This is a genomic window from Acinetobacter sp. 24-47-39, assembly GCF_056783825.1.
This window is the reverse complement of sequence record NZ_JBWYIP010000003.1, coordinates 126,846-150,493: the sequence shown is the minus strand read 5'-3', so window position 1 is coordinate 150,493 and position 23,648 is coordinate 126,846. Positions and strand designations below refer to the sequence as shown.

At 38.5% G+C, this 23,648-nt stretch carries 22 protein-coding genes and 1 pseudogene; 13 read left to right on the top strand and 10 right to left on the bottom strand.

The window, feature by feature from the left end:
- Positions 1 to 22: 22 nt before the first annotated feature.
- Positions 23 to 406, top strand: a complete 384-nt coding sequence (locus AC1M9C_RS04680; RefSeq protein ID WP_481586612.1) for a carboxymuconolactone decarboxylase family protein — start codon at positions 23 to 25, stop codon at positions 404 to 406.
- 72 nt (positions 407 to 478) lie between these two features.
- Here AC1M9C_RS04680 and AC1M9C_RS04675 read toward each other — a convergent pair whose 3' ends face one another.
- The 7 genes from AC1M9C_RS04675 to rutD form a co-directional block, all read right to left on the bottom strand.
- Positions 479 to 1,345 (bottom strand): NAD(P)-dependent oxidoreductase, encoded by an 867-nt coding sequence (locus tag AC1M9C_RS04675; RefSeq protein WP_481586611.1) that lies wholly within the window; start codon positions 1,343 to 1,345, stop codon positions 479 to 481.
- A gap of 13 nt (positions 1,346 to 1,358) precedes the next feature.
- Positions 1,359 to 2,729 carry a pyrimidine utilization transport protein G gene (rutG, locus tag AC1M9C_RS04670; RefSeq protein WP_481586610.1) on the bottom strand — a complete coding sequence of 457 codons (1,371 nt, stop codon included), beginning with the start codon at positions 2,727 to 2,729 and terminating at the stop codon, positions 1,359 to 1,361.
- A 28-nt stretch (positions 2,730 to 2,757) separates the two neighbouring features.
- Entirely contained in the window at positions 2,758 to 3,297 is a 540-nt protein-coding gene (rutF, locus tag AC1M9C_RS04665) for an NADH-dependent FMN reductase RutF (protein ID WP_481586609.1), read from the bottom strand.
- A 70-nt stretch (positions 3,298 to 3,367) separates the two neighbouring features.
- Positions 3,368 to 3,748: a pyrimidine utilization protein C gene (gene rutC, locus AC1M9C_RS04660; RefSeq protein WP_035265663.1), complete on the bottom strand. Its 381-nt coding sequence runs from the start codon at positions 3,746 to 3,748 to the stop codon at positions 3,368 to 3,370.
- Between the two features lie 33 nt (positions 3,749 to 3,781).
- Positions 3,782 to 4,531, bottom strand: a complete 750-nt coding sequence (rutB, locus tag AC1M9C_RS04655) for a pyrimidine utilization protein B (RefSeq protein WP_481586608.1) — start codon at positions 4,529 to 4,531, stop codon at positions 3,782 to 3,784.
- Positions 4,528 to 5,640: a pyrimidine utilization protein A gene (gene rutA, locus AC1M9C_RS04650; RefSeq protein WP_035265660.1), complete on the bottom strand. Its 1,113-nt coding sequence runs from the start codon at positions 5,638 to 5,640 to the stop codon at positions 4,528 to 4,530. Before rutA ends, rutB begins: the two co-directional genes overlap by 4 nt.
- Before the next feature lie 301 nt (positions 5,641 to 5,941).
- Entirely contained in the window at positions 5,942 to 6,736 is a 795-nt protein-coding gene (gene rutD, locus AC1M9C_RS04645) for a pyrimidine utilization protein D (protein WP_481586607.1), read from the bottom strand.
- 163 nt (positions 6,737 to 6,899) lie between these two features.
- Here rutD and AC1M9C_RS04640 point away from each other — a divergent pair, with 163 nt between their 5' ends.
- From AC1M9C_RS04640 to AC1M9C_RS04625, 4 genes are all read left to right on the top strand, one after another.
- Positions 6,900 to 7,253 carry a hypothetical protein gene (locus AC1M9C_RS04640; RefSeq protein WP_035265656.1) on the top strand — a complete coding sequence of 118 codons (354 nt, stop codon included), beginning with the start codon at positions 6,900 to 6,902 and terminating at the stop codon, positions 7,251 to 7,253.
- A 3-nt stretch (positions 7,254 to 7,256) separates the two neighbouring features.
- Entirely contained in the window at positions 7,257 to 9,035 is a 1,779-nt protein-coding gene (locus tag AC1M9C_RS04635; RefSeq protein ID WP_481586606.1) for a PepSY-associated TM helix domain-containing protein, read from the top strand.
- Between the two features lie 5 nt (positions 9,036 to 9,040).
- Positions 9,041 to 9,379 (top strand): DUF3325 domain-containing protein, encoded by a 339-nt coding sequence (locus AC1M9C_RS04630; protein ID WP_481586605.1) that lies wholly within the window; start codon positions 9,041 to 9,043, stop codon positions 9,377 to 9,379.
- A 156-nt stretch (positions 9,380 to 9,535) separates the two neighbouring features.
- Positions 9,536 to 10,429 (top strand): LysR substrate-binding domain-containing protein, encoded by an 894-nt coding sequence (locus AC1M9C_RS04625; RefSeq protein ID WP_481586604.1) that lies wholly within the window; start codon positions 9,536 to 9,538, stop codon positions 10,427 to 10,429.
- Positions 10,430 to 10,506: 77 nt separating this feature from the next.
- Here AC1M9C_RS04625 and AC1M9C_RS04620 read toward each other — a convergent pair whose 3' ends face one another.
- On the bottom strand, positions 10,507 to 12,105 hold the full coding sequence (locus AC1M9C_RS04620; RefSeq protein WP_035265649.1) for a bifunctional 3-(3-hydroxy-phenyl)propionate/3-hydroxycinnamic acid hydroxylase: 1,599 nt from the start codon (positions 12,103 to 12,105) through the stop codon (positions 10,507 to 10,509).
- A 292-nt stretch (positions 12,106 to 12,397) separates the two neighbouring features.
- Here AC1M9C_RS04620 and AC1M9C_RS04615 point away from each other — a divergent pair, with 292 nt between their 5' ends.
- Positions 12,398 to 12,910 (top strand): tetratricopeptide repeat protein, encoded by a 513-nt coding sequence (locus AC1M9C_RS04615; RefSeq protein WP_035265647.1) that lies wholly within the window; start codon positions 12,398 to 12,400, stop codon positions 12,908 to 12,910.
- A 133-nt stretch (positions 12,911 to 13,043) separates the two neighbouring features.
- Here the strand turns inward: AC1M9C_RS04615 and AC1M9C_RS04610 are convergent, their stop codons facing one another.
- Complete coding sequence (locus AC1M9C_RS04610; protein WP_481953279.1) at positions 13,044 to 13,547, bottom strand: cysteine peptidase family C39 domain-containing protein; 504 nt, start codon at positions 13,545 to 13,547, stop codon at positions 13,044 to 13,046.
- Between the two features lie 84 nt (positions 13,548 to 13,631).
- The gene (locus tag AC1M9C_RS04605) at positions 13,632 to 14,009 is read right to left on the bottom strand and encodes a MerR family transcriptional regulator (protein WP_481586603.1); all 378 of its coding nucleotides are present in this window, start codon (positions 14,007 to 14,009) and stop codon (positions 13,632 to 13,634) included.
- 71 nt (positions 14,010 to 14,080) lie between these two features.
- Here AC1M9C_RS04605 and AC1M9C_RS04600 point away from each other — a divergent pair, with 71 nt between their 5' ends.
- The 7 genes and pseudogenes from AC1M9C_RS04600 to AC1M9C_RS04570 all read left to right on the top strand — a co-directional run bounded on the left by AC1M9C_RS04600 (position 14,081) and on the right by AC1M9C_RS04570 (position 23,635).
- On the top strand, positions 14,081 to 14,575 hold the full coding sequence (locus AC1M9C_RS04600) for a DUF2938 family protein (protein ID WP_035266514.1): 495 nt from the start codon (positions 14,081 to 14,083) through the stop codon (positions 14,573 to 14,575).
- Between the two features lie 60 nt (positions 14,576 to 14,635).
- Positions 14,636 to 14,868: pseudogene (locus AC1M9C_RS04595) on the top strand (DUF6500 family protein).
- A 214-nt stretch (positions 14,869 to 15,082) separates the two neighbouring features.
- Positions 15,083 to 16,465 carry an adenosylhomocysteinase gene (gene ahcY / locus AC1M9C_RS04590; protein WP_004814998.1) on the top strand — a complete coding sequence of 461 codons (1,383 nt, stop codon included), beginning with the start codon at positions 15,083 to 15,085 and terminating at the stop codon, positions 16,463 to 16,465.
- Between the two features lie 76 nt (positions 16,466 to 16,541).
- Complete coding sequence (gene metF, locus AC1M9C_RS04585; protein ID WP_481586602.1) at positions 16,542 to 17,378, top strand: methylenetetrahydrofolate reductase [NAD(P)H]; 837 nt, start codon at positions 16,542 to 16,544, stop codon at positions 17,376 to 17,378.
- A 100-nt stretch (positions 17,379 to 17,478) separates the two neighbouring features.
- The gene (locus AC1M9C_RS04580) at positions 17,479 to 18,189 is read left to right on the top strand and encodes a 16S rRNA (uracil(1498)-N(3))-methyltransferase (RefSeq protein WP_035266510.1); all 711 of its coding nucleotides are present in this window, start codon (positions 17,479 to 17,481) and stop codon (positions 18,187 to 18,189) included.
- Positions 18,190 to 18,357: 168 nt separating this feature from the next.
- Positions 18,358 to 21,222 (top strand): EAL domain-containing protein, encoded by a 2,865-nt coding sequence (locus AC1M9C_RS04575; RefSeq protein WP_481953278.1) that lies wholly within the window; start codon positions 18,358 to 18,360, stop codon positions 21,220 to 21,222.
- A 133-nt stretch (positions 21,223 to 21,355) separates the two neighbouring features.
- Positions 21,356 to 23,635 carry an NADP-dependent malic enzyme gene (locus tag AC1M9C_RS04570; protein ID WP_035266506.1) on the top strand — a complete coding sequence of 760 codons (2,280 nt, stop codon included), beginning with the start codon at positions 21,356 to 21,358 and terminating at the stop codon, positions 23,633 to 23,635.
- Positions 23,636 to 23,648 lie beyond the last annotated feature (13 nt).

The window sequence follows — 23,648 nt, the reverse complement described above, 5'->3', positions numbered from 1 at the left end:
CGCTTTTTTTATGAGGAAAAAAATGTCAAAACAAGATTATGAAAATGGTTTAAAAGTTCGAACCGAAGTGATGGGAGAAAATTTTGTCAAACGTGCACAAGACAATACAGTTCCATTTACTCAACCACTTCAAGATTGGATTAATGAGCATGCATGGGGTTCAACTTGGCAACGTGAAGGTGTTTTACCGCGCAAGTATCGTTCCTTAATCACGATTGCATTTTTAACAGCCCAAAAAAGCCCAACAGAACTTAAAGGTCATGTACGTGGCGCTTTAAACAACGGCGCAACTATTGAAGAAATCCAAGAGGTTCTTTTGCACAGCTTGCCGTACTGTGGTGCTCCAGCTACCCAAGAAGCATTTAGAGCCGCGTTAGAAGTCATTAATGAATATCAACAAAGCTAATCTCATTGAGCATTCATAGATAAACCGCTTAATCTACATTAAGCGGTTTTATAAGGTATTTCGACGCTAGATTTAACTTAATTCAATTTTAGATTGATGTTCAAGCACTTGAACCACAGCTGAAAAATCAGAATCTTGAGCTTTCACTTTTTCAATTTGCATATACTGATTTTGTATAAGTTGCATCGCTGGCAAATTCAACGCTTGCTCTTGAATTAGATCAGTCGCAATTCCAATATCCTTTTGTAAAAGATTTAAGGCGAAGGTTTTTGGAAACGCACGACTCAAGACACGTTGCGCCATAATATTTTCAGACATTGAACTTTTACCACTAGAATGATTAATACAATTCAATGCACTATTCAAATCTACTCCTTTTGACTTTAATACCGTCAATCCTTCTGCAAGTGCCCATAGATGGGTTGCCATCAACGTATTATTCACCGCTTTAACAGCAAATCCAGAACCACTCTCCCCGACATATTCAATTAATCCTGCAAATGCCTGAATAATCGGTTTTGCACGCTTATAAGCATCGAAATCACCTCCAACCATTACCGTCAGTGTCCCTTTTTCAGCACCTATAGTTTGCCCAGAAACGGGGGCATCTAAATATTCAACACCATTAAATTTCAACTGATTTGCAAGTTTTAAAGCACTTACAGGTACACCACTGGTACAGTCGATCCATACGCTCCCCTTGACCGGAGGATTTTGAGCAATAAGCTGTTCGATATCTGCACTGGTGGGTAAGCAACTGAAAATAAAATCTGCTTTCACTGCTTGATCGACAGAAGTCGCTTTAGTACCAAATGTTTGTGCATGTGCTTCTGCTTTTTCAAAATTACGGTTCCAAACCAAAACTTCAAATCCTAGTTTTGGTAAATGGCTCGCCATGTGCCATCCCATAGCACCTAAACCGATAAATGCAATTTTCATTTTTAATTTCACCTTAAATTTGAGTGTTAGGGAGTGCCGTTGCTTCTGCTGAATGCGGTTTGTTTTCGAGCTCTACTGTTTGCGCATTTTTATCTTCACGATTTAAGAAAAGATTCAATAAAATAGCCGCTAATGTTGCAGTCCCTATTCCACCCAAATCAAAATTCCCAATTTGTAAACTATAATTGCCTGTCCCCATAATTAAGGTGACAGCAGCAATCAACAGAGTACTGTTTTTGGTAAAATCTACGCGGTTGTCCACCCAAATTTTAGCACCAGCCACTGTAATCAGACCGAAAACAACAATCGAAGCTCCCCCTAATAATGCGACAGGAATCGTACTAATAACCGCGCCAAATTTTGGTGATAGACCTAGCAAAATTGCAAATACGCCAGCAAATAAAAATATGGTGGTCGCATAAATTTTGGTTACCGCCATCACACCAATGTTCTCAGCATATGTTGTCATTCCTGTTCCACCGACTGATGCAGACAAGGTCGTACACACACCATCTGCAAAGAAACCTCGTCCCATATATGGTGAAAGATTACGTCCAGTCATTGCAGACACCGCTTTGAAATGTCCTAGATTCTCTGCAACTAAGATGATCGCTACGGGAGCAATAAGGAGCATGGCATTAAATTCAAACACTGGCGCATGAAAAGTAGGTAAACCGAACCAAGCTGCCTCACTGACTTTAGTAAAATCGATCGCTGTACCAAAACCCAAAACATTGGTGAGTAAAAAATAAATAAAGTAAGAAGCCACTAAGCCAATGAGCAATAATAATCTACGGATCATGCCCTTAGTAAATACGGCGATCACACTAATACAAATAATCGTAATTAGAGCCATCCATGAATCAAACTGATTAGCAGAGACACTTTTGATCGCCACTGGTGCTAAATGCAAACCAATGATCATCACAATTGCTCCAGTCACAATTGGTGGCATCAATTTTTCAATCCATGCTGTGCCAGTTTTCATCACGATCAAACCGATCAAGGCGTACAAAATACCGCATGCAATGGTACCGCCAAGTGCTAAGCCTAGGTTTGGATTTAAGCCAACACCGGTATAACCAGTGACTGCAATGACTGCTCCAATGAAAGCGAAGCTCGAGCCTAAATAGCTCGGCATACGCCCCCCAGTCATTAGGAAAAATAATATTGTCCCAATACCCGTAATAAACATTGTAAGATTCGGATCGAAACCCATCAGTAAAGGGGCAAGTACTGTTGCTCCAAACATTGCAAATGCATGCTGCAGCCCCAATACCATACTTTTACCTGGCGGCAAGTACTCATCTACTTGAACTGCGGTCGTGTCTAGATTTCCTTGGAAAGGTTTAAATTTTGGAAACCATGTTTCTTTTGTGCTCATCGACCTTCTCCTGATCAAGCATGCTGTTTTAGACCATTGGAACTGGCTCGCAATATGCGCGGTTAAAATACATGAGGGCTTTTTCACCCGCTTGCTGTTTCATCCCCTTTACATGGCAGAACAAAACATCATGACTGCCTACCGATAAACTTTGTACGACTTCACAATCAAAACTCACTAGCGCACCTTCTAAAATAGGTGCACCTGTGACTAATGTTGACCAGTCCCCCTTTTCAAAACGTTCTGCCATTGGAGTTTTACCCCCAAACACATTTGATAAATGCTTTTGACTACTACTTAAAGTATTGACACACAAAACCTGATTACTTTTAAATGTTTCAAATACTGATGCTGATCGATTTAGACATACCAGCAATGTTGGTGGTGTATCTGTCACACTACATACAGCTGAAGCTGTGAAGCCAGCTTTTCCTGCTTGACCAGCTGTAGTAATGACATTGACAGCTGCACCTAAATTCGACATTCCTTGCCTAAAAACCTGTTGGTCAATGTTGAATGTGGCACTCACTGCCTCGGGTAAATTGATTGATTTCACATTTGCATTCATAGTGTTCTCCATCCCTCATCGCCTAAGCAGTCAGTGAGGGACTCATAATAGGGTGATGAAAGCTTTCAAATTAAACATGAGCAATCGAAGCAATTTCGATGAGTGCATCAGGTTTGACTAATCCTGTTTGAACACAGTAACGAGCTGGTTCTGCATTCGGAAAATATTCGGCATATACTTCATTCATTGCAGCGTAGTTTGCCCAATCTGTCAGAAAAATATGGTTGAAAGTAATGTCAGACATTGTTCCGCCAGCAGTTTCGATGACCTTCTTTATTGTTTCAAGGACATGGCGTGTCTGTGCTGCTACGTCTCCAACATGAACTACATTGTTGTTTTCATCAAAAGGCAAAGTGCCTGAAACATAGACAATGTTGTCTGCTTTAGTTGCTGGCGAATACGGTGCGAGTGGCTTACCTGAACCCACTGGAATAATGACTTCTTTTGACATGACTTATTTCCTAATTTTAAAATTTATAAATATCTATGCGCTTTCAGAGAGTGTTGGTTGATCTGCAAAACTACTGACAAAACTTTCTGTATCCGACACCCATCCAAAGAAGGTTTTTATGTTGTACATACTTGCGACATGGGCTTCTTTTGGCCCTGCTTGATGACAGGCATCGTCTAAAGCCACGCCAAAATATTCTAGAAAGAAGCCATCTCTGAGCGTCGATTCAACGCATACATTGGTCGCGATACCAACAAAAACCAAATTACGAATTCCACGCACTCTGAGCATGCTGTCTAGCGCCGTGTTAAAGAATCCACTATAACGAGGCTTTTCAATCACAATATCTTGAGGAGCTGGCACCAACTCATCAATCAACTCAAAATCCCAATCCCCTTTTGCTAACAATTTGCCTTGTAGCTCAGGACGCTTACGCATGGTCTTCAGTGCATTTGATTTATGAAAGTTTGGTGAATCAATACCACCTGCTTCACGATATTGATTATCCCAACCGTTTTTGAAATAGATCACTTGAATACCAGCATCATGTGCTGCAGAAACTGCCTTTTTAATATTTTCAACCACAGGTTTTGTCGTCGACACATCAAACCCAGCAAGATCTAAATAACCACCTTTTGACGTATACGCATTTTGCATATCAATCACGATTAATGCTGTTTGCTCTGGTGCAAGCACAATATTTTCCGGTTCGGCTTTGAGTTTTACACCCGTACCCGCTTGTGCAGTAAATCCAGCTTCAACGGTATTTTCTAAATGACTCATGCGATTTTCTCCAACACAGGTTCTGAACTCATTCCTTCAACCACAACATGTTCACGACATTTCATAAGCGGCTGAATCCGCTGTCCAAAACTTTCAACACCTTCAACAAAATCATCAAATGTCAGTAAAATGCCTTCAGTTCCTTTCACCTCACTAATCTCATCTAGCATTTTTGCGATAGTTTCGTAAGAACCCACCAACGTTCCCATATTGATGTTGACTGGTGATACTGATGAAGCCATTTGACGAATATTAGTATCTGCACCAGATTTAGTATCTTTTCCGCCTTGATTCATTAACCAGTTGATCGCTTCAATATCAGCGCCATCGTTGTAATGTTGCCACTTCGCCATCGCTTCTTCGTCTGTTTCAGCAGCGATAATCATGAACAAAACGTAGGTTTGAACATCACGACCCGTAATATCTGTTTTTGCTTTTAAACGATCGTTGATTTCTGCATAGGCTGTTGGTGTATTAAGCCCTTTACCAAAAACAAAATTGTAATCAGCGTGTTGAGCAGAAAATTCCAAACCTGTATCCGATTGACCAGCGCAGATAATTTTCATCTCTGCTTGCGGGCGTGGGCTAACTCGGCAATCATCCATTTGGAAATGGTCACCTTTAAAATCAGATTTACCTGTTGCCCATAATTCACGCAGAATTTGTACGTATTCAGATAAGTATTCGTAACGCTTTCCGAAATATTCATCACCGGGCCACATGCCCATTTGGGTATATTCTGGCGCTTGCCAACCTGTGACGACATTTAGGCCGAAACGACCATTCGAAATTGAATCAATCGTAGATGCCATGCGTGCAACTATGGCAGGTGGCATCACTAGCGTCGCAGCTGTTGCATAAATTTTTATTTTGCTGGTGACTGCAGCAAGACCCGCCATAAGCGTAAAAGTTTCTAAGTTGTGATCCCAAAACTCAGTCTTACCCCCGAAACCACGCAGCTTGATCATAGACAATGCAAAGTCAAAACCGTAATGCTCTGCGCGTTGGACAATTTTTTTATTTAACTCAAAACTTGGTTTGTATTGAGGAGCATTTTCTGAGAGTAACCAGCCATTATTTCCGATCGGACAAAAGACACCAATTTTCATATCTAACACTCCTAATTTAACGATCAGTTAAATTTGATTTAGTAGGATTAAGCTTTCGAGCTTGTATTAGATATTTAGCAAATGGTGTGCCAATTATTATTTTATTATATATTACAACAACTTAATAATTTTATATTTTACCTTATGATAAATTAATCACATAATCCCATTACTCATCACTCCTAAAGAACGTCATAAAAAAGTGCACAAGATGTTCCAAAAAAATACCATTTGGTAAAATAATTAAAAAAACCACGATCTCAATCGTGGTTTTTTATATGCAATTGAAAAGTTTCAAATGCTAGAGTGATCGAAGAAATTGAATAAGTGCTTGATTAGTGATATTTGGCTCAGTCACAGTAGAAGCATGTGCACCTACATAAAAAATTGAGCATTGTGCATGTACAAAATTTTTCTGAAGATCAAGAGTCTTATGTACTGGAACCAAGAAATCATCACGATTTGCAATCAAGTGAATTGGAGTTCGTTGAAGTGCGGTGATATGTTCATTCGTTATTTTAAATTCCTTTAAAGCCTTCAGACGTCTCAGTACATTCTCTTTTGGTGGAAAGTTTCGGAGTTGATTATTTTCTGCTTGTTGTATTTGATCGATATTAACAGAGATCCATACAGGTGGATAAAGAAATAATGCTTGAGCTCTAACATATGCCTCTGCACCAGCATTTTGTAATAACGATTCTCGAGCTTCAAAACATTTGAGCGTATGTGGATCTAGTGAGTCCCACGCATTAATACTGGTCAAACTCAACATTTCCAATTTTGTATTTTTAATTAAAACTGCTAACTCCGCTCCAATATGCCCACCTAAAGCATGACCGATAAAATGGAATTCATCGATCTTTAGATCCTCTAAAATCTGTATCACTTGTACTGCCATATCGGTCATTGAATAAGTTGGTGCTAGTAATGCAGCATCTGCATGACAACCTTCTTGATCATATGTAATAACATGAAAAAAACGAGACAATATATCTAATTGAGGATGCCAAAAATGTCCATGTCCTCCTAGCCCTGAAGATAACAACACAAACTGAGCATCAGGATTAGATTTACAGTAAAAAACTTGATACGTCATAAATTTTACCTATCGATAAAAAATATCTACAACGCTGCAATTAACATGCCCAAGCTAATTCAATTAAAAATTTATTTCTAAAATGCTAAATTTATAATTCTAAAGATAAACAATAATTGTTATCATTTACAATAATTACATACACTCACACTTTCTTACTTTTATGAACAGTACAGAATTCGAACTACCAGGCGAGTTAACACTTGGGAATCAAGTAAAAAAAACTCGTAAGACTACTAAATCAGTTTCTATCAGTTATCGCCTGATGGTGCTCTATCGTTTTTTATTGGCGGGTATTGGAGGTTATTTGCTTGCATCCCTCTCTGCCATCGTAATTGCACAAACATTTAGCACATATCAATCTAGCGCAGCGATGTCAGCAACGCTCATTGCTTTCTGTTTACAGTGTGCAGCGTTTATTTGGGTTTTTATGGTTCACAAAACCAGGAAAGCCACATTGGGCATCGTCTTACCTAGCCTTGCTTTATTTCTCATCTATAAAATCATGGGGAACTAATTCATGAGAAGTGATGCCAAAGCTGAAGGCCCACGCCAATCGATGTCATGGTTACATACTTGGGCTAGTTTGATACTAGGATGGTTGCTGTATGCCATCTTTGTAACCGGTACTTTGAGTTTTTTCCAAGCAGAAATCAGTACATGGATGAAACCCGAGTATCACCAATCGATTCCTAGCCAATCTCAACTTGAGCAGACGCAAGTAGCTCTGCAATATTTGCAGAATAATCATACTGATGCGGGGAGCTGGGGAATTCAATTGCCCAATGCTCGTCAAAATTACACCACACTGAATATCCGGAATGTCGGAGAAGATCCCAATGCTCGTCGCGGTGGTGAACGTGTGACGATTGACAGTGCCACAGGTGAAGTATTAGAAGCCCGTGAAACCCGTGGTGGTAGTTTTCTGTATCGTTTCCATTTTGAATTATACGGAATGCCACGTATATGGTCACGTTGGATTGTGGGCATAGCAACTATGTTTATGCTTGTTGCAATTATTAGTGGCATCATCACCCATAAGAAAATCTTTAAAGATTTCTTTACCTTTAGAACAGGTAAAGGACAGCGTTCTTGGTTAGACGCACATAATGCAACAGCTGTATTCGCACTTCCCTTTCATATCATGATCACTTTTAGTGGTTTACTTTTATTATTGTTTACCATCATGCCGTGGGGGGTACAGCAAATTTATGACAATCGTGGCGCCTTTCTACAAGACCAACGAAAATCCTTAATTCAAAATCCAGCAGAACCACAAGGGCAGACTCGTACTGATCAACCGCAAGGAAATCAGCGTTCAATGATGAATGCTCGTACAGAAATTGAGGCTCGTGGTACGCAGTCAGCATCAAATGAACATGCTAACAAAATGGATGGTGAGAGAAAGAATCGAGGTGAAGGTCGACGTACTCGAAACCAAGATCGTAAAGCTGAACCTGCACCACTTACAGATATTGCCCCAATCCTCACTCAAGCTGAAGCGAAGTGGAAAAACAATCCGATTGGTTCGATCACGATTAAAGCACCAAATACATCTAAGGCGACCATAGAGTTACGTGCTTTACACGGCGCAAGTATCGCTCATCGTGGCGTATATGAAACTTTAGACTTCAATGGTGTGACAGGTCAAAACATTACAGATGATTCCGCTCAACTCAAAAATCCTTCTATTCCCAATGGCATTTACAATGTTGTCACTGTTCTACATGAAGCACGAGGAGTTGATTTAGCCTTACGTTGGATACTCTTTTTTTCTGGTATCGTTGGCACGCTAATGGTCGCAACAGGATTAATTTTATGGTGCGTTAAACGTGCACCTCAACAAGCGAAACAAGGTTATAAATCCTTTGGCTATCGCACGGTTGAGATTACCAATATCGCTGCGATTATCGGCTTACCAATTGCTTGTGCAGCTTATTTTTATGCAAACCGTTTTATCCCTGCCGATATGGAAATGCGTTTAAACTGGGAAATCCGTACATTCTTTATCGTGTGGCTCTTCACACTGGTTTATGCTGTTTTTCGCACCCATCGCCAAGCTTGGCTTGAATTACTGAGTCTCGCTACCCTGCTTTTTGCTTTACTTCCGCTTGTAAACTTTATCACAGGTGGTCAACCTTTATGGCGTACTATAGCTCACGGTCAATGGGTTATCGCTTCGTTCGATCTGGCAATGCTAGTTTTAGCAATGGTTTTTTATTCTGCACTTTACAAAGTTCAAAATCATCAAGGAACTCCATTAAAAAAGAGTCAAGTTTTACCTAAGGTAGAGGGGTAATCACCATGAGCTTTTTTCTCCTCATTTGGGCAGTTTGTACTTTAGGTTTTATAGTTTTAGCCAGTGCAATGCAAAAGCATCAAAAACAAATTTTTGGTCAAACGCTAAGTACTAAACACCAGAAAATAGCCTCAATGGTTGGATGGGGATTCCTGTCGTTAGGGCTTATCCTCTGCATGAGCAAAGGACAAGTCAGTAATATGATAAGTTATTGGATTGGTGTACTGACATTCGCTGCGCTTTTTGTTGCACTTTGTCTGACCTATTTTGAGTCAAAAATGAAAAAAATCATTTTGGGCGTATCCTTTATTGGATTCATCAGCTTGATCTTCCTCATCATTTAAATACTCTACTTGATAAAAAAACCGACCAATATTTCATTTCAATATGGGTCGGTTTTATTCTTCTTAGATTAGCTTTAAACGTGAATCACGCTGAAGTTCTAGCAAATCAAACGTATAATGAGCCTCATTTATTATGGCGGTTAAGGATCGGTACGCATGGAACTTCGACATTTGAAATATTTCGTCTCAGTTGCCGAAGAACTTAATTTTACGCGTGCTGCAGAAAAACTTTTTATAGCGCAGCCCTCTTTAAGTCAGCAAATTAAAGATCTTGAAGCGGAATTAGGTACATCCCTGCTGATTCGTAAAAGCAGAAGCTTATCGCTCACAGAGGAAGGAGAAACTTTTTTAAAAGATGCTCGACATATATTGAAACTTGCTCAAGACGCCAAACACAAGATTCAAATTATGGCGAATACCAAGAAAAACAAATTAAATATTGGCTTTTTACCTGTGGCAGAAATGAAAATTTTTCCCTATGTCATGCCTATTATTCGTGCACAACAGCCTGATTTAGATATTCAATTTCATAGTTTGAGCTGTGTACATCAAATCCAAGCACTTCGTGATCAAAAAATTGATGTCGCATTCACTCGCCAATGTATCGATGATGAGCATATTGCCTCTATCGAATTGTTCAGTGAGCCTCTGATCTTGCTGATTCCTCGTCATTCAGCCCATGCGCATTTAGACTGTATTTCAAAACAGGATTTAATTGCCCAAAAATTTATCATGAGCGAGGAAACTGCCTCACCGATCTTATTCCAAAAAATTCAGAACATTTTTGAAACCCTGAATACATCTATTCAAGTTGCTCAATACTCGAGTAACATTTTAATGAATATTAATCTTGTAGCGATGCAAGTCGGTTGGACCATTGTTCCAAAATATGTTGAAAGCTTGCTCAGTGAAAATGTCTTAATTAAGTCAACTAAAATCGATTTACCGAATATCAGCTTATATTTGAGTTTCAGAAAACAAGATCAAAGTAAGCATTTGCAAACTGTGAAAAATATTCTAAGCCAACACTTTCATTGTCATATTTTTTAAAACTTTGAAAGCTATTTTAAAAATAAAAAACCTGCAAATTTGCAGGTTTTCTTTTAGATTAGTCTTAAACTTTTTGATTAAACGCCAAGTTTATCAAACAGTTTTTGACTGAGCTCTTCGCTCGTCTGAGGAATACTTAAGCCAGCGACAAATTTATCTGGTCTTAAAAATGCCATCGAGTATTGAGTACGACCAAACCATGCTCGAATCGCATGCTCCGTATCCCCAAGTGTCAATATTTCATCATCATGAGCATCAGTATTCAATTGTTCAGGTGGAACGACTTTAATGAATTTCACACCCAATGCTTTCCATTTTTGAATACTTGTTGGTGTGAGTCCCCAAGTCGGATCTACTCCCCAAGCAATAATAGCAAAGCCTTGACCAATAAAATCATCCAGTAATTTCACCTGACCTGTGCTGTCTTGCATTTTAGGTTGAATAAACATTTTACCGATTGGTGATGTCTTATTGACCTGTCCAACCAAAATACCAGATTTATATTGTGGCATTGGCTTAAAGCGCATTTCCAACAAATATTGTTTAACTGGTTTAATGTAATTTAGAACATATGAAATAGCATCACGCGCAGTACCTTGCCATTTTTTAGGCGGAGCCAGCACATGGCCTGCTGTAACAGATAAATCAATCATCGCTTTGGCATGATCATGACGCTCTTCTTGATAAGAATCTAGAACTTTAGCATCTACTTTACCTTGTACGACCATAGCCAGTTTCCAAGATAAATTGAACGCATCACGCATTCCACTGTTATAACCCTGCCCCTGCCATACTGGCATAATGTGCGCTGCATCTCCCGCAAGTAAGATACGCCCTTCTTTAAATCTACTGGCAATACGTGCATTATGGGTATAAACACGATTTCGGATCACATCGATATTTTCAGTGTTTGGTAATACTTTGGATAAAAGTTTAGCCATGTTTTCAGGTTGACTCAGTTGCTCTTGCGTCTCCCCTGGCATCACCATAAATTCAAAACGACGGATACCATGTGGTAAAGCCGCTGACACATATGGACGTACTGGATCGCAACATAAGTAAATATGTGGTGTCGCCAATGGATCGTTTGCAATATCGACAACAATCCATTGGTTTGGTGCAGTTTTACCTTCAAAAGGAATATTCAACATACGGCGAACGTAGCTATTACCGCCATCACATGCCACAAGATACTTTGCAGTTATATATTCAATTGTTTTATCTTTATTTTGGATTTGAACTTCAACTTGATCTTCAGTCTGCTTAAAACTTTGAAGTTGACGAGAAAAAAGTACTTCCACATCATCAAAACGTTCTAAACCTTCCAATAATTCTGCATCAACATAAGGTTGTACGAATGCGTTACGACGAGGGAAACCAAACTCACGTGTTTTAGGTTGGATATCTGCAAAACAACGGCCTGAAGGCGTAAGAAAACGCATCGCATGATCGGGAGTGGTATGCGGCAATACTTTGTTGATCAAGCCAATCGATTGCATTGTTCTTAGAGATTCATCATCAATACCAATTGCACGAGGATAATCAATCAATTGATCAAGCTGTTCAATCACTTTTACTTTTAAGCCCGCAAGGCCAAGGCCGTTCGCCATCGTTAAACCGACTGGGCCTGCACCAAGTACGATCACATCTGCTGAATAAGTGTTGGTCTGTGACATGGTCAATCTCCTCTAATATTCGCATTAGAGAGGATTTTCAGCATAGGAAAAAGTTATGCTAAGGTCTTATGAAATTTAAGAAATTGTCACTTTTACTTCAATTCCATCAAAAAACCTTAATTTATGTCGCTCATCTATAGCTTTTACCTATAGTTGAATTTGTAATTCATCTACAAAATATCTTAGTAAATAGGCTCGAACCATACTACTCAAGCTTTGAATCAGTTTTGCAGTATAATAAGGGAACAACTTTAATATTTTTTGCTTCGCTTTGAAGCCATGGAATCCCACTATGACTAAACGTGTTACCGTCCCGATTGCTCTCGAAAATCGTGCTCATGCAGGTAATGCCGCTGCTCAATTTGAACTTGCTGAACTTTATATGACGAGTGAACACGATGAAGACATTGCGCTTGCAGAAGAATGGGCTTTACGTGCTGGTCAATTGGGTCATGTCGAAGCGATGTACTGGTTAGGGGAAGGTTATACACATTATGCGAAAGAAGTTTTAGAAGAAGATCCTGAAGATGCAAAACTAAACTTTGAGTACGGTTTTAACTGGCTCACGCAAGCAAGTAAACATCAACATGCTGCTGCGATTTTAGAGCTCGCAGGTTATTACCGTCGTGGTAATGTGGTCGAAAAAGATGTACAAAAATCTGTTGAATTGGTGACTCAAGCCGCTGAACTTGGTGATACTCAAGCAATGCGTGATTTATCTGCCATCTATGCACATGGTTTAGGTGTAGATGTAAACGAGGAAAAAGCTGATTATTGGCAGGAAAAAGCTCAATCAAGCACTTAAGATAAATCTCGTTTTTTTGCCTCAAAAGCCTTCATGATTGAAGGCTTTTTATTGAACTACTTTAGATCTTGTTAAAACTTTAACATACCTTAAAATAGCAACCCACTTTAAGATAGTGACATACTTTTAGATATTAATTAACTTCAGCGATGATGGCTTGTCTACAAATCCCATCTACTGCCCTTTGCTGTTCAAATATTTTTTTCGGCATTGCTTCAAAGCTATCAAAAAAGCAGATTTCTTCTTCATTAATGTCATATACCAATGAATGATTACCAATGCCTTCTAAAGTATCGTAATACACGATCACGAACTTATTGGCATCAAATGCGATTTGAATATCTTGATAGCTGATTGCGGGGGATATTTTTAGCGCAAGTTTTTCAGCTTCTAAATAGCTTTGCTTTTCTTGCTCTTGAAGTGCATTGTCTTCATCTGTGGTAAATTCCACATCTAAGCCAAATTTTTTAAGTCCCACCGCTAGACCGATCGTGGTCGTTCCATCACCTTCTACATAACCACAGACTTCTTTTAGTTGTTCAATATCTGGGTCTAACCCAAGATATTGAAAGAGCATCCATACGGCGTAAATGCCAGCATTGGCTTCGAGGTTAGCTAGTTCTTCGGGAATTTCCATCAAAAATATATATTATTTATTGAGCTATCAATTATAACAAATAATCTTCTTCAAAATTTAAGAAATTAAATACAAAATTCAAGCTCACTCATCTAAAAGTTTCAAAAAGTTTGGACATTGTAAATGGTCATCGTATGGACATTTTTCAACGTGTGACAAAATTAAGAGTAATTTATTTAAAGTCTCAATTTTATCTTTGATTTCGTTTTTTGCTTCCCTAACTTGATCGCGTTTAATTTTAATTTTTTCATGATCAATTGACATATTTTTAATTTGGCTCAGCGTCATACCACCATTTTGGAAGATCTTGATTAATGAGATATTCTGTATTGCTCGGGATGAATACTGTCTTCTAAGCCCTTTCCTTCCAATAGATCGAATAAGTCCTTTTGATTCATAAAACCTAATCGTGGCAGTTGAAGTATTTGTTCGATCAGCTAGATCACCTATATCTATTTCCATTAATGCACCTTGACTTCAAGTTAGCTTTAAGTTGCACACTAGCATGACTTAAATTAGAGAGTCATCCTTTCATGAATATTTTAATTTACATTTTAGCCTTAGGCCTAAGCGCTACTTTAATTATGGATTTTTTAGGTTGGGTAAGAGCGATGATTTTTAAAATCCCCTCATTTAACTATGCTTATTTGGGTAGGTTTTTCTTTTTAGTTAAAAATAAAAAATACGTATACAGAAATATTACCGAAGCCCCTGTACACAAATTTGAATACATTACGGGTTGGGTATTTCATTATATAACCGGTATTTTTTTCGCTTTAATTTATACTTATATCGATAATTCACATACTACTTTGGAAGCTTTTATATCTTCTATTTTATTTGGACTTTCAACTGCTATTATCCCATTTTTGGTGATGCAACCTATTCTTGGATTTGGTTTCTTTGCGAGTAAAACGCCCAATCAATGGATCAGCATAAAAAATAGCTTAGTGGCACACTTAAATTTCGGAATCGGTTTATTTATAGCCCAAATTATTCAATCCTACATTTTCTCAACATTACACTAATGAAAGCTTGATAGATTGAATGATAAAAATTTTAAATTAAATTTCTAATACGTTGCCAAAATGAATAAATCAATCAAAGACAAAATTATTCGAATTTGTGATGAAAAAATCGATCGGAAGGGAGAGTCTGTAGGTTTGTCATTTTATGCTTTCTTTTCAAATAAAATAATGACCCCGATGCACTCATGGAAGTAGCTCATTGGTGGATCATGAAACATAAACTTGACCACTTTGAAAAAGCACAGAAAATAAAATCTCTAATATCATCGGAATCTGAAGTTGACGCGATTTAATTGAAATACTTTGAATCACCAATAACCAACTTAACATTGGAAATTCGCAAGTTTAGAAGTACAATACTGCCCTAGTCGAGGGATGCTGCGACGTTTTACAAGTACAAAATGTAAAAGCGCCAGGCTCGACGATCGGTCCCTCTTATTCTAGGTAGACCAACAACGGCATCCGCGAACATAATGATCAATTTTTGTTTTTTATAAGGAGATCGTGATGAACGCGGTTAATGCTTCATTTACAGATTATAAAGTTGCCGATATTTCACTTGCTGACTACGGCCGTAAAGAAATCAAACTTGCAGAAGCTGAAATGCCAGCCCTTATGGGTCTGCGTAAGCGTTACTCTGCGGCTAAACCACTTGCTGGTGCTAAAATTTTGGGTTGTATCCACATGACAATCCAAACAGCTGTTCTTATCGAAACTTTGGTAGAGCTTGGTGCTGAAGTTCGTTGGACATCTTGCAACATTTTCTCAACTCAAGACCACGCTGCTGCAGCTATTGCAGCTTCTGGTGTTCCAGTATTTGCTTGGAAAGGCGAAACTGAAGAAGAATATATGTGGTGTCTTGAACAACAAATTAATGTAAATGGTACGCCTTGGGATGCCAACATGATTCTGGACGACGGCGGTGATTTAACTGCACTTGTTCATGAAAAATACCCAGAAGTACTCGCAAAAATCCACGGTATTACTGAAGAAACAACAACAGGTGTTCAACGTCTTCTCGAAATGTGGAAAGACGGTTCATTGAAAGTACCTGCGATCAACGTAAATGACTCAGTAACTAAATCTAAAAATGACAACAAATACGGTTGCCGTCACTCTCTAAACGATGCCATCAAACGTGCAACTGACATGCTGTTATCTGGTCGTCGTGCACTTGTAATTGGTTACGGTGATGTAGGTAAAGGTTCTGCGCAATCGCTTCGTCAAGAAGGCATGATCGTACGTGTTTCTGAAATCGATCCTATCTGTGCAATGCAAGCATGTATGGACGGTTACGAAGTGGTTTCTCCATACAAAAACGGCGTACAAACAGGTAAAAAAGAAGACGTTAACGCTGACCTTCTTTTAAATACAGACTTAATCGTAACAACGACTGGTAACTACCACGTTTGTGACGCTGCAATGCTTGATACATTAAAAGCAGGTGCAGTAGTTTGTAATATCGGTCACTTTGACACTGAAATCGATACCAACTACTTACGTGGTTATAAATGGGTTGAAGTTAAACCACAAGTTCACCAAGTATATCGTTCAGAAAATGAAAATGATTACCTCATTCTTCTTTCTGAAGGTCGCTTAGTAAATCTTGGTAATGCAACTGGTCACCCATCACGCGTGATGGACGGTTCTTTTGCGAACCAAGTTTTAGGTCAAATGCACTTGTTCGCAGAGAAATTTGCTGATCTTCCTGAAGACCAAAAACAAGCTGCGATCCGTGTTGAACTTCTTCCTAAGAAATTAGATGAAGAAGTTGCTGCAGCAATGGTTGCAGGTTTCGGTGGTGTTCTGACTCAATTAACTCAAGAACAAGCGGACTACCTTGGGGTTGCTGTTGAAGGTCCATTCAAATCTGACGCTTATAAATACTAATCTTTGAACAAGCAGGCTGAACAGCCTGCTTTTCTTTGAATTCTATTTTGCTGAAATAAGTACAAAGGATTTGAACATGTCTAAACAGATTCCAATTTCTTTTGAGTTTTTCCCAACCAAAACTGATGCAGGTGCGGAAAAACTTAAAGTTGTTCACCAAGAACTACAGTTGCTGAATCCAGAGTTTTTCTCTGTGACTTATGGTGCAGGTGGTTCTACACGTGAACGTACACTTTCGACTTTAGCTGATTTTAATGGCAAAGGCACGCCTGTCGCTCCTCACCTATCTTGTATTGGTGATAGCAAAGAACGGATCGCTGAACTTTTAGATTTATACAAATTTCAAGGGATTGACCGTATTGTTGCACTACGTGGTGACTTACCTTCCGGTCAAGTTGGCTTAGGTGAATTACCGTATGCTCAGGATTTAGTACGCTTTATCCGTGAACATTCGGGTGACCACTTCCAGATTGAAGTTGCAGCTTACCCTGAAATGCACCCACAAGCAGATAGCTTTGATTTAGACATTAAACGCTTTTGTGAGAAAGCCAATGCAGGTGCAAATGCAGCCTTAACTCAATTCTTCTTTAATCCAGATGCGTATTTTTACTTTGTAGAGCGCATTCAAAAAGAAGGTGTGAATATTCCTGTGGCACCTGGCATTATGCCAATTACCAATGCAAGCAACTTAATTCGCTTTGCAGATGGTACAGGTGCTGAAATCCCTCGTTGGATTCGTAAGCAACTGGCAGCCTATGGTGATGATACTGCATCAATCAAAGCCTTTGGTCATGAAGTGATTGTGAAGCTCTGCGAGCGCTTAATTGCTGGTGGTGCACCAAGCTTACACTTTTATACGATGAACACCACTGATCCAACTCGTCAACTTGTAAAAGACCTCGGTCTGGCATAAGTCTCCTGACTTCTTTTATCGACAGCTTAGGTTCAATTTATTTGATGTAAGGACTGAAGATAAAAGAAGTTTTTATTTTACCGACTTTAGAGTAATGCACATGCCTCGTTTTTTTATTGAAGCAGACTTAAATGTAAATACAACAGTTGAGCTAACTGAAACTGTATTTCATCATTGGGTCAAAGTTTTACGTGCACAAGTCGGTGAAAAAGCGACCTTGTTTAATGGTCAAGGTGGCGAATATCAAGTTGAGTTAACTGAAGCCAATAAAAAAACAGCCTCGGTTCTAGTTCAAGAATTTAACCCAACCAATCGCTCCCCAAACTTTAATGCCTTACTTGGTCAAGTAATGAGTAAAGGTGACCGCATGGATTATGCTATTCAAAAAGCGGTTGAGTTAGGCGTATCTGAAATTCAACTTCTCACCTCTGAACGTTGCGAAATGCGTTTAAAGTACGACCGCGATCAAAAAAAATTAGATCATTGGCAAGGTGTAGCAATTGCTGCTTGCGAGCAGTGTGGATTGAATATTGTTCCTAAAATATTAGCCCCACTCCCTTTAGCACAATGGTTAAATAGCGAACTCCCTGAAACGAAATTAGTCTTGGCACCCAATAAAGATGAGGTCGATGTGTTAAAAGATGCTTCCTCAAATATAGCACTACTCATTGGTCCAGAAGGTGGATTGAGTGAAGCTGAAATCCAATCTGCAAATCAGCATGGATTTATCAATTGGTGTATTGGTGAACGTGTTTTACGTACAGAAACTGCACCAGTGGTTGCTTTATCGATCTTAAATTACAAATTTTAATAAATATTTTCTCAAAATTCCGTGATTTAACTCACAATAGAATTGATTTTCATCCAATTAGACAGTACTTTAATGAGAAAAGAGTTGTCGCGCTAAATTTATATTTTTTAAGTTCGTACTCAAAAATAATTCAAATAAAGTAGAAAGAAAATTAAGGTATTGCCAGTTATGAGTGAAGTTCAGGGAGAGCATGTTTCCAACTCTGTACTCGATAGCCAGATCAAAAGTGCGACTTCTAATTTGCATTTTTTTTTAGCGTGGGTGCTCTTTGCCTGTATCTATAATCAACTTATTTACTTTTTTTACTTCAAAAGCTTTTCGATCCCTTATACCATTTGGCTCATTATATTCAGCGCCATTCTTTTAATCTGTTTTTGCTTTACCCTCTTTTTTAAAAAATCTAATCAAATTAGTATTTTTAACTTAGACATGTGGGCACAATTGGTTTGCTTAATTACTGGAGCTGGTCTAGCTATCGGTATTTATACCGTATTACAGCTTATCCCCGAACATAATCCAGAAGTCAAAGATATACATATGTTGACTTTAGCTGGGTTAATGTTATCTATTGTTTATACTTTTGCTATTGTATTTCTATCACAGCGTTTACGATACTTTCTTTATGTTTTTTTGCCTTCAGCTTCGGCCATAGTCCTTTCCAATTTCCTTTTTTTAGATAATACTCCTGATGTTTTTAGTTTAATCTTTAATATTTGGTTTGGCGTATTACTTATTTGCGCACTCCTTACCCATAAGATGTACCGCCGTCTTGGAATATTAAATAGTCACAATAAATTCTATTTATCTGAATCTAGAAAACATCTTATGGAGTCATCACTTCTCCAAGAAAAGCTAAAAAATGAGATTGAAAAATCCAAAGAAATTGAAAGCCAATTACAAATGCATAATCAATTACTCGAACAAAAAGTAATTGAACGAACCTACGATATTAATAAGATCAACGATCGACTGCAGCACCATCAAGCTAACCTCGATTTTGCGCATGAAACTGCTGGAATTTCATCTTGGCTATGGAATATTGAGAAAAGAACTATTGAAATTTCAGGCATTAAATATGGTAATCAGGTTTTACATTACCAAAGTGCAACTGATCAAATTAACGAGTTTATTCACCCAGAAGATCAAGAAAATTATCGTAAAGAGCTCCGTAAACATTTAAGAGGAAATACTGAACGTTTTGAAGCACATTATAGAACTAAAGTAAAAGATCAGTGGTTTTGGATTAAAGATATTGGTCGAGTTATTACACGTGATCCTGAAAATAATAAACCTCTTAAAATGGTGGGTATTTTCCAAGACATTGAGAGTGAAAAAAAAGCACAAGAAAAATTGAAATTAGCTTCGAATGTATTTAATCAAGTGGCCCAAGGAGTTTTCGTTTTAGACAATAACTTGTGTTTTTTAGAAGTTAATCCTTATTTTAGTGAATTGGTCAACATCCCACCGCAAGATATTATCTCAAAACACATCTTTGATATTACCAAATCTTCCACATCCCAACTCAGCCAACATCACGCCGATATAACTCAGACTGTGTTACACACTGGACAATATGATGCTGAGGTCACAGAAGAATTTATTTCAGGAAAAATATTAACCTTATGGCTGCATATCAATGCAGTTCGTGATGATAAAAATAGAATTTTAAATTATGTAGGCATCATTTCAGATTTGACTGAACGGAAACAAAATCTTGAAAGAATGGCCTACTTAGAGAATTACGATATACTTACAGACTTACCTAACCGTGTTTATTTTAATTTACAGTTACACCAGTATCTAATTAGTAAATCTAAAATTCTGAGCCATTTTTCTATTATTCGTCTCAACATTGATCGATTTAGACATTTTAATGAGTTTATCAATCATCAAACTGGAGATGAAGTTCTCAAAGAAGTTTCCCGAAGACTGAAATATACCTGTTCTAAAGCCGTTCTGATTTCATATTTAAATAATGATGACTTTGCTATGATTTACAACTTAAATCATAGTCATTACACGATCCAACAAGTCGTCGATCAGATCCTTGAGGCCTTTGAAATACCCTTTATCATCGATGGGCAAGAACACATGATTCATGTCTCACTGGGTATCGCAATTTACCCCAATCATGGTAGACAAATTGGTAGCTTAAATAGTCACGCGGAAAGCGCTTTAACAGAAGCAAAAAAACTAGGGGGCAGCACAGCCTATTATTATGACAATAAGCCTGAATCCATTTTTGGCAGTGACATTGAGCTCGAAAGAGATTTACGACTTGCTATAAAGAATCAGGACTTAGAAATTTACTATCAACCTAAGATAGAAAGTAAAACGATGCAAGTGAGCGGCTTTGAAGCGTTAATCCGCTGGAATCATCCAAAGTACGGCATCATCATGCCAGATCGTTTTATACCCATTGCTGAAATGACTAGTCTGATCTCAGATATCGGAAAATTTGTTATTTTCCAGACATGTAAGCAACTTAAAATATGGCATGAATTAGGATTTGATAAGTTACAAATTTCTATTAATGTCGTGGCGCAACAGATCCATCGTGGGGAATTTCTCAATTTTATTGATCAAGCCGTGCTCAAATACTCACTCAAACCGGAGTTTATAGAGTTTGAACTTACCGAGTCATCATTGTTAGATAAATCATCTCATGTTTTTGATTTGCTAGACCAAATTAAGGATAAAAATTTCTCAATCGCCTTAGATGACTTTGGGACAGGCTATTCATCACTTGCATATCTTGCAGATTATCCTATTGATACACTCAAGATTGATCGCGCCTTTATTTCAAAGATTGGCACTCGTAAAAATAATGCTATTGTCGATGCAATTATTTCAATGGGTAAAACGATGGGGATGAAATTAGTTGCTGAAGGTGTTGAGGATATCGAGCAAATTGAATATTTAAAAAAACAAGGTTGTGATTATTTCCAAGGTTATTATTTTTCGAGACCATTAAATAGCGCTGATAGCACTCAATTTCTGCAAAATGAATATCAATTCTCAAAAATTAAATAAAGGCTAGACCAAAGTCCTAAATATGTATGAAATTTCGACTTTTAACTGTGATCAATGTGCAACTAGTGGTATATTCGAACCGATATAACCAAAAAACCAGCAAGGCTGGAACATTGTAATAACTGGGATTCAGATGGACGATCAATCTTTAAAACAGCAAGCACTCTATTACCACGAATTTCCAACGCCAGGAAAAATCAGCGTTACTCCGAGTAAGCAACTCGTCAACCAACATGATCTAGCATTAGCATATTCCCCAGGTGTTGCAGTGCCATGTTTGGAAATTGAAAAAGACCCTTCTAAAGCAGCGCTTTATACTGCACGTGGTAACTTAGTCGCAGTCGTCAGTAATGGTACTGCAGTACTCGGTTTGGGTAATATTGGTCCCCTCGCCTCTAAACCAGTGATGGAAGGTAAAGGCGTCCTGTTTAAAAAGTTTGCAGGCGTTGATGTTTTCGATATCGAAATTGCAGAAAATGATCCAGATAAAATCGTAGATATTGTTGCTGCTCTTGAACCGACTTTCGGCGGTATTAACCTCGAGGACATTAAAGCTCCAGAATGTTTCTATATTGAACAGAAACTTCGCGAGCGTATGAATATTCCAGTTTTTCATGATGATCAGCATGGAACATCAATTATTGTAGGTTCAGCGCTTTTAAATGCTTTGCAATTGAACGGCAAAAAAATTGAAGATATCAAGATCGTCGCTTCTGGAGCAGGTGCTGCTGCACTGTCATGTCTAGATCTTCTTTGTGCGCTTGGTGCTAAAAAAGAAAATATCATTGTTGCTGACTCTCGTGGACTCTTAACAAAAAAACGTGAAGGTTTAGACGAGTCTAAAAAACGCTATGTTCAAGATATCGAAGGTTCTCAGCTTGGCGACGTAATTGCTGGTGCAGATATGTTCCTTGGTCTATCAGCTGCGGGTATTTTGACTAAAGAAATGGTCAAAGTCATGGCGAAGGATCCAATTATCTTCGCGCTTGCTAACCCAGATCCTGAAATTCTGCCTGAACATGCACATGAAGTTCGTGATGATGTCATCATGGCGACGGGTCGTTCAGACTATCCGAACCAAGTCAATAATGCGCTTTGCTTCCCATATATCTTCCGTGGTGCACTTGATGTAGGTGCAACAACCATTAACGAAGAAATGAAGATTGCATGTGTACACGCAATTGCTCGTATGGCACATGTAGAAGCTGATGCTGCATCTTATGGTGAAAAATCTGCATCATTTGGACGTGATTACCTAATTCCACGCCCACTAGATCAACGCTTGATTCTTGAAATTGCGCCTGCTGTCGCAAAAGCTGCGATGGATTCTGGTGTAGCGACTCGTCCAATCCAAGATTTCTCCGTGTATCATCAGCGTCTTTCTGAGTTCGTTTACAACTCAGCATTTATGATGAAACCAATTTTTGCTCAAGCGAAAACTGATCCTAAACGTATTGCTTATGCGGAAGGTGAAGATCTTCGTGTTCTTCGTGCTGTTCAAATTGCAGTAGACGAAGGCCTGGCAAAACCGATCTTGGTGGGTCGTACTGCTGTGATCGAAGCGAATATTAAGAAATTAGGTTTACGTTTAGAAAATGGTGTGAATATCACTATCGTTGATCAAGAAACAAATCCTGATTACGAAAAGTTTGCTGATGATTACTATAATCTGATGATGCGTAAAGGGGTAACACCTGAGTATGCACAACGTGAATCACGTCGTCGTTCGACCCTGATTGCAGCGATGTTAGTACGCCACGGCTTAGCAGATGGTATGCTATGCGGTACGTATTCTAGCTACGATATTCATTTAGATTTCGTGAGTAATGTCATCGGTTTAAAAGAAGGTCATAACACTTTCTTTACCTTAAATGCGTTGATGCTCGAAGATCGCAACTTGTTCATTGCAGATACATACATCAATCGTAACCCTACGGCTGAACAGCTTGCTGAAATGACTATATTAGCAGCAGATGAAGTCCGTCGTTTCGGTATTACTCCACGTGTCGCATTGTTGTCGCACTCAAGTTTTGGTTCTGATCAGACTGACCCTAGCGCTCAAAAAATGCGTAAAGTGTATGAAATCCTTTCTGAAATCGCACCTGAACTTGAAGTTGAAGGTGAAATGCATGCAGATGCAGCACTTGATGAAAATATCCGTAGCTTTGCATTCCCGAACTCGCGCTTCAAAGGTTCTGCGAATCTATTGATTATGCCGAATTTAGATGCTGCAAATATTTCATTCAACCTGTTGAAGTCAACTTCAGGAAATAATGTAACAATCGGTCCAATCTTATTAGGTGCGGCTAAGCCAGTTCATATCTTAACACCAACAGCTACTACGCGCCGTGTTGTAAATATGACTGCATTAACTGTTGCAGAAATTCAAGAAGAGGAAAAAAACGCGCTCTAATCCTTTATTTAGG

Bases quoted from the DNA above. Each gene is read 5' to 3' on its own strand.
- AC1M9C_RS04680 (WP_481586612.1), top strand. From the start codon at position 23: ATGTCAAAACAAGATTATGAAAATGGTTTAAAAGTTCGAACCGAAGTG.
- AC1M9C_RS04600 (WP_035266514.1), top strand. From the start codon at position 14,081: ATGAATATTTTAATTTACATTTTAGCCTTAGGCCTAAGCGCTACTTTA.
- metF (WP_481586602.1), top strand. From the start codon at position 16,542: ATGTCTAAACAGATTCCAATTTCTTTTGAGTTTTTCCCAACCAAAACT.
- AC1M9C_RS04620 (WP_035265649.1), bottom strand. From the start codon at position 12,105: ATGTCACAGACCAACACTTATTCAGCAGATGTGATCGTACTTGGTGCA.
- AC1M9C_RS04615 (WP_035265647.1), top strand. From the start codon at position 12,398: ATGACTAAACGTGTTACCGTCCCGATTGCTCTCGAAAATCGTGCTCAT.
- AC1M9C_RS04675 (WP_481586611.1), bottom strand. From the start codon at position 1,345: ATGAAAATTGCATTTATCGGTTTAGGTGCTATGGGATGGCACATGGCG.
- AC1M9C_RS04640 (WP_035265656.1), top strand. From the start codon at position 6,900: ATGAACAGTACAGAATTCGAACTACCAGGCGAGTTAACACTTGGGAAT.
- AC1M9C_RS04580 (WP_035266510.1), top strand. From the start codon at position 17,479: ATGCCTCGTTTTTTTATTGAAGCAGACTTAAATGTAAATACAACAGTT.
- AC1M9C_RS04570 (WP_035266506.1), top strand. From the start codon at position 21,356: ATGGACGATCAATCTTTAAAACAGCAAGCACTCTATTACCACGAATTT.
- AC1M9C_RS04625 (WP_481586604.1), top strand. From the start codon at position 9,536: ATGGAACTTCGACATTTGAAATATTTCGTCTCAGTTGCCGAAGAACTT.
- AC1M9C_RS04635 (WP_481586606.1), top strand. From the start codon at position 7,257: ATGAGAAGTGATGCCAAAGCTGAAGGCCCACGCCAATCGATGTCATGG.
- rutC (WP_035265663.1), bottom strand. From the start codon at position 3,748: ATGTCAAAAGAAGTCATTATTCCAGTGGGTTCAGGTAAGCCACTCGCA.
- rutA (WP_035265660.1), bottom strand. From the start codon at position 5,640: ATGAAAATTGGTGTCTTTTGTCCGATCGGAAATAATGGCTGGTTACTC.
- AC1M9C_RS04630 (WP_481586605.1), top strand. From the start codon at position 9,041: ATGAGCTTTTTTCTCCTCATTTGGGCAGTTTGTACTTTAGGTTTTATA.
- rutG (WP_481586610.1), bottom strand. From the start codon at position 2,729: ATGAGCACAAAAGAAACATGGTTTCCAAAATTTAAACCTTTCCAAGGA.
- rutD (WP_481586607.1), bottom strand. From the start codon at position 6,736: ATGACGTATCAAGTTTTTTACTGTAAATCTAATCCTGATGCTCAGTTT.
- ahcY (WP_004814998.1), top strand. From the start codon at position 15,083: ATGAACGCGGTTAATGCTTCATTTACAGATTATAAAGTTGCCGATATT.
- AC1M9C_RS04605 (WP_481586603.1), bottom strand. From the start codon at position 14,009: ATGGAAATAGATATAGGTGATCTAGCTGATCGAACAAATACTTCAACT.
- rutF (WP_481586609.1), bottom strand. From the start codon at position 3,297: ATGAATGCAAATGTGAAATCAATCAATTTACCCGAGGCAGTGAGTGCC.
- AC1M9C_RS04575 (WP_481953278.1), top strand. From the start codon at position 18,358: ATGAGTGAAGTTCAGGGAGAGCATGTTTCCAACTCTGTACTCGATAGC.
- rutB (WP_481586608.1), bottom strand. From the start codon at position 4,531: ATGAGTCATTTAGAAAATACCGTTGAAGCTGGATTTACTGCACAAGCG.
- AC1M9C_RS04610 (WP_481953279.1), bottom strand. From the start codon at position 13,547: ATGGAAATTCCCGAAGAACTAGCTAACCTCGAAGCCAATGCTGGCATT.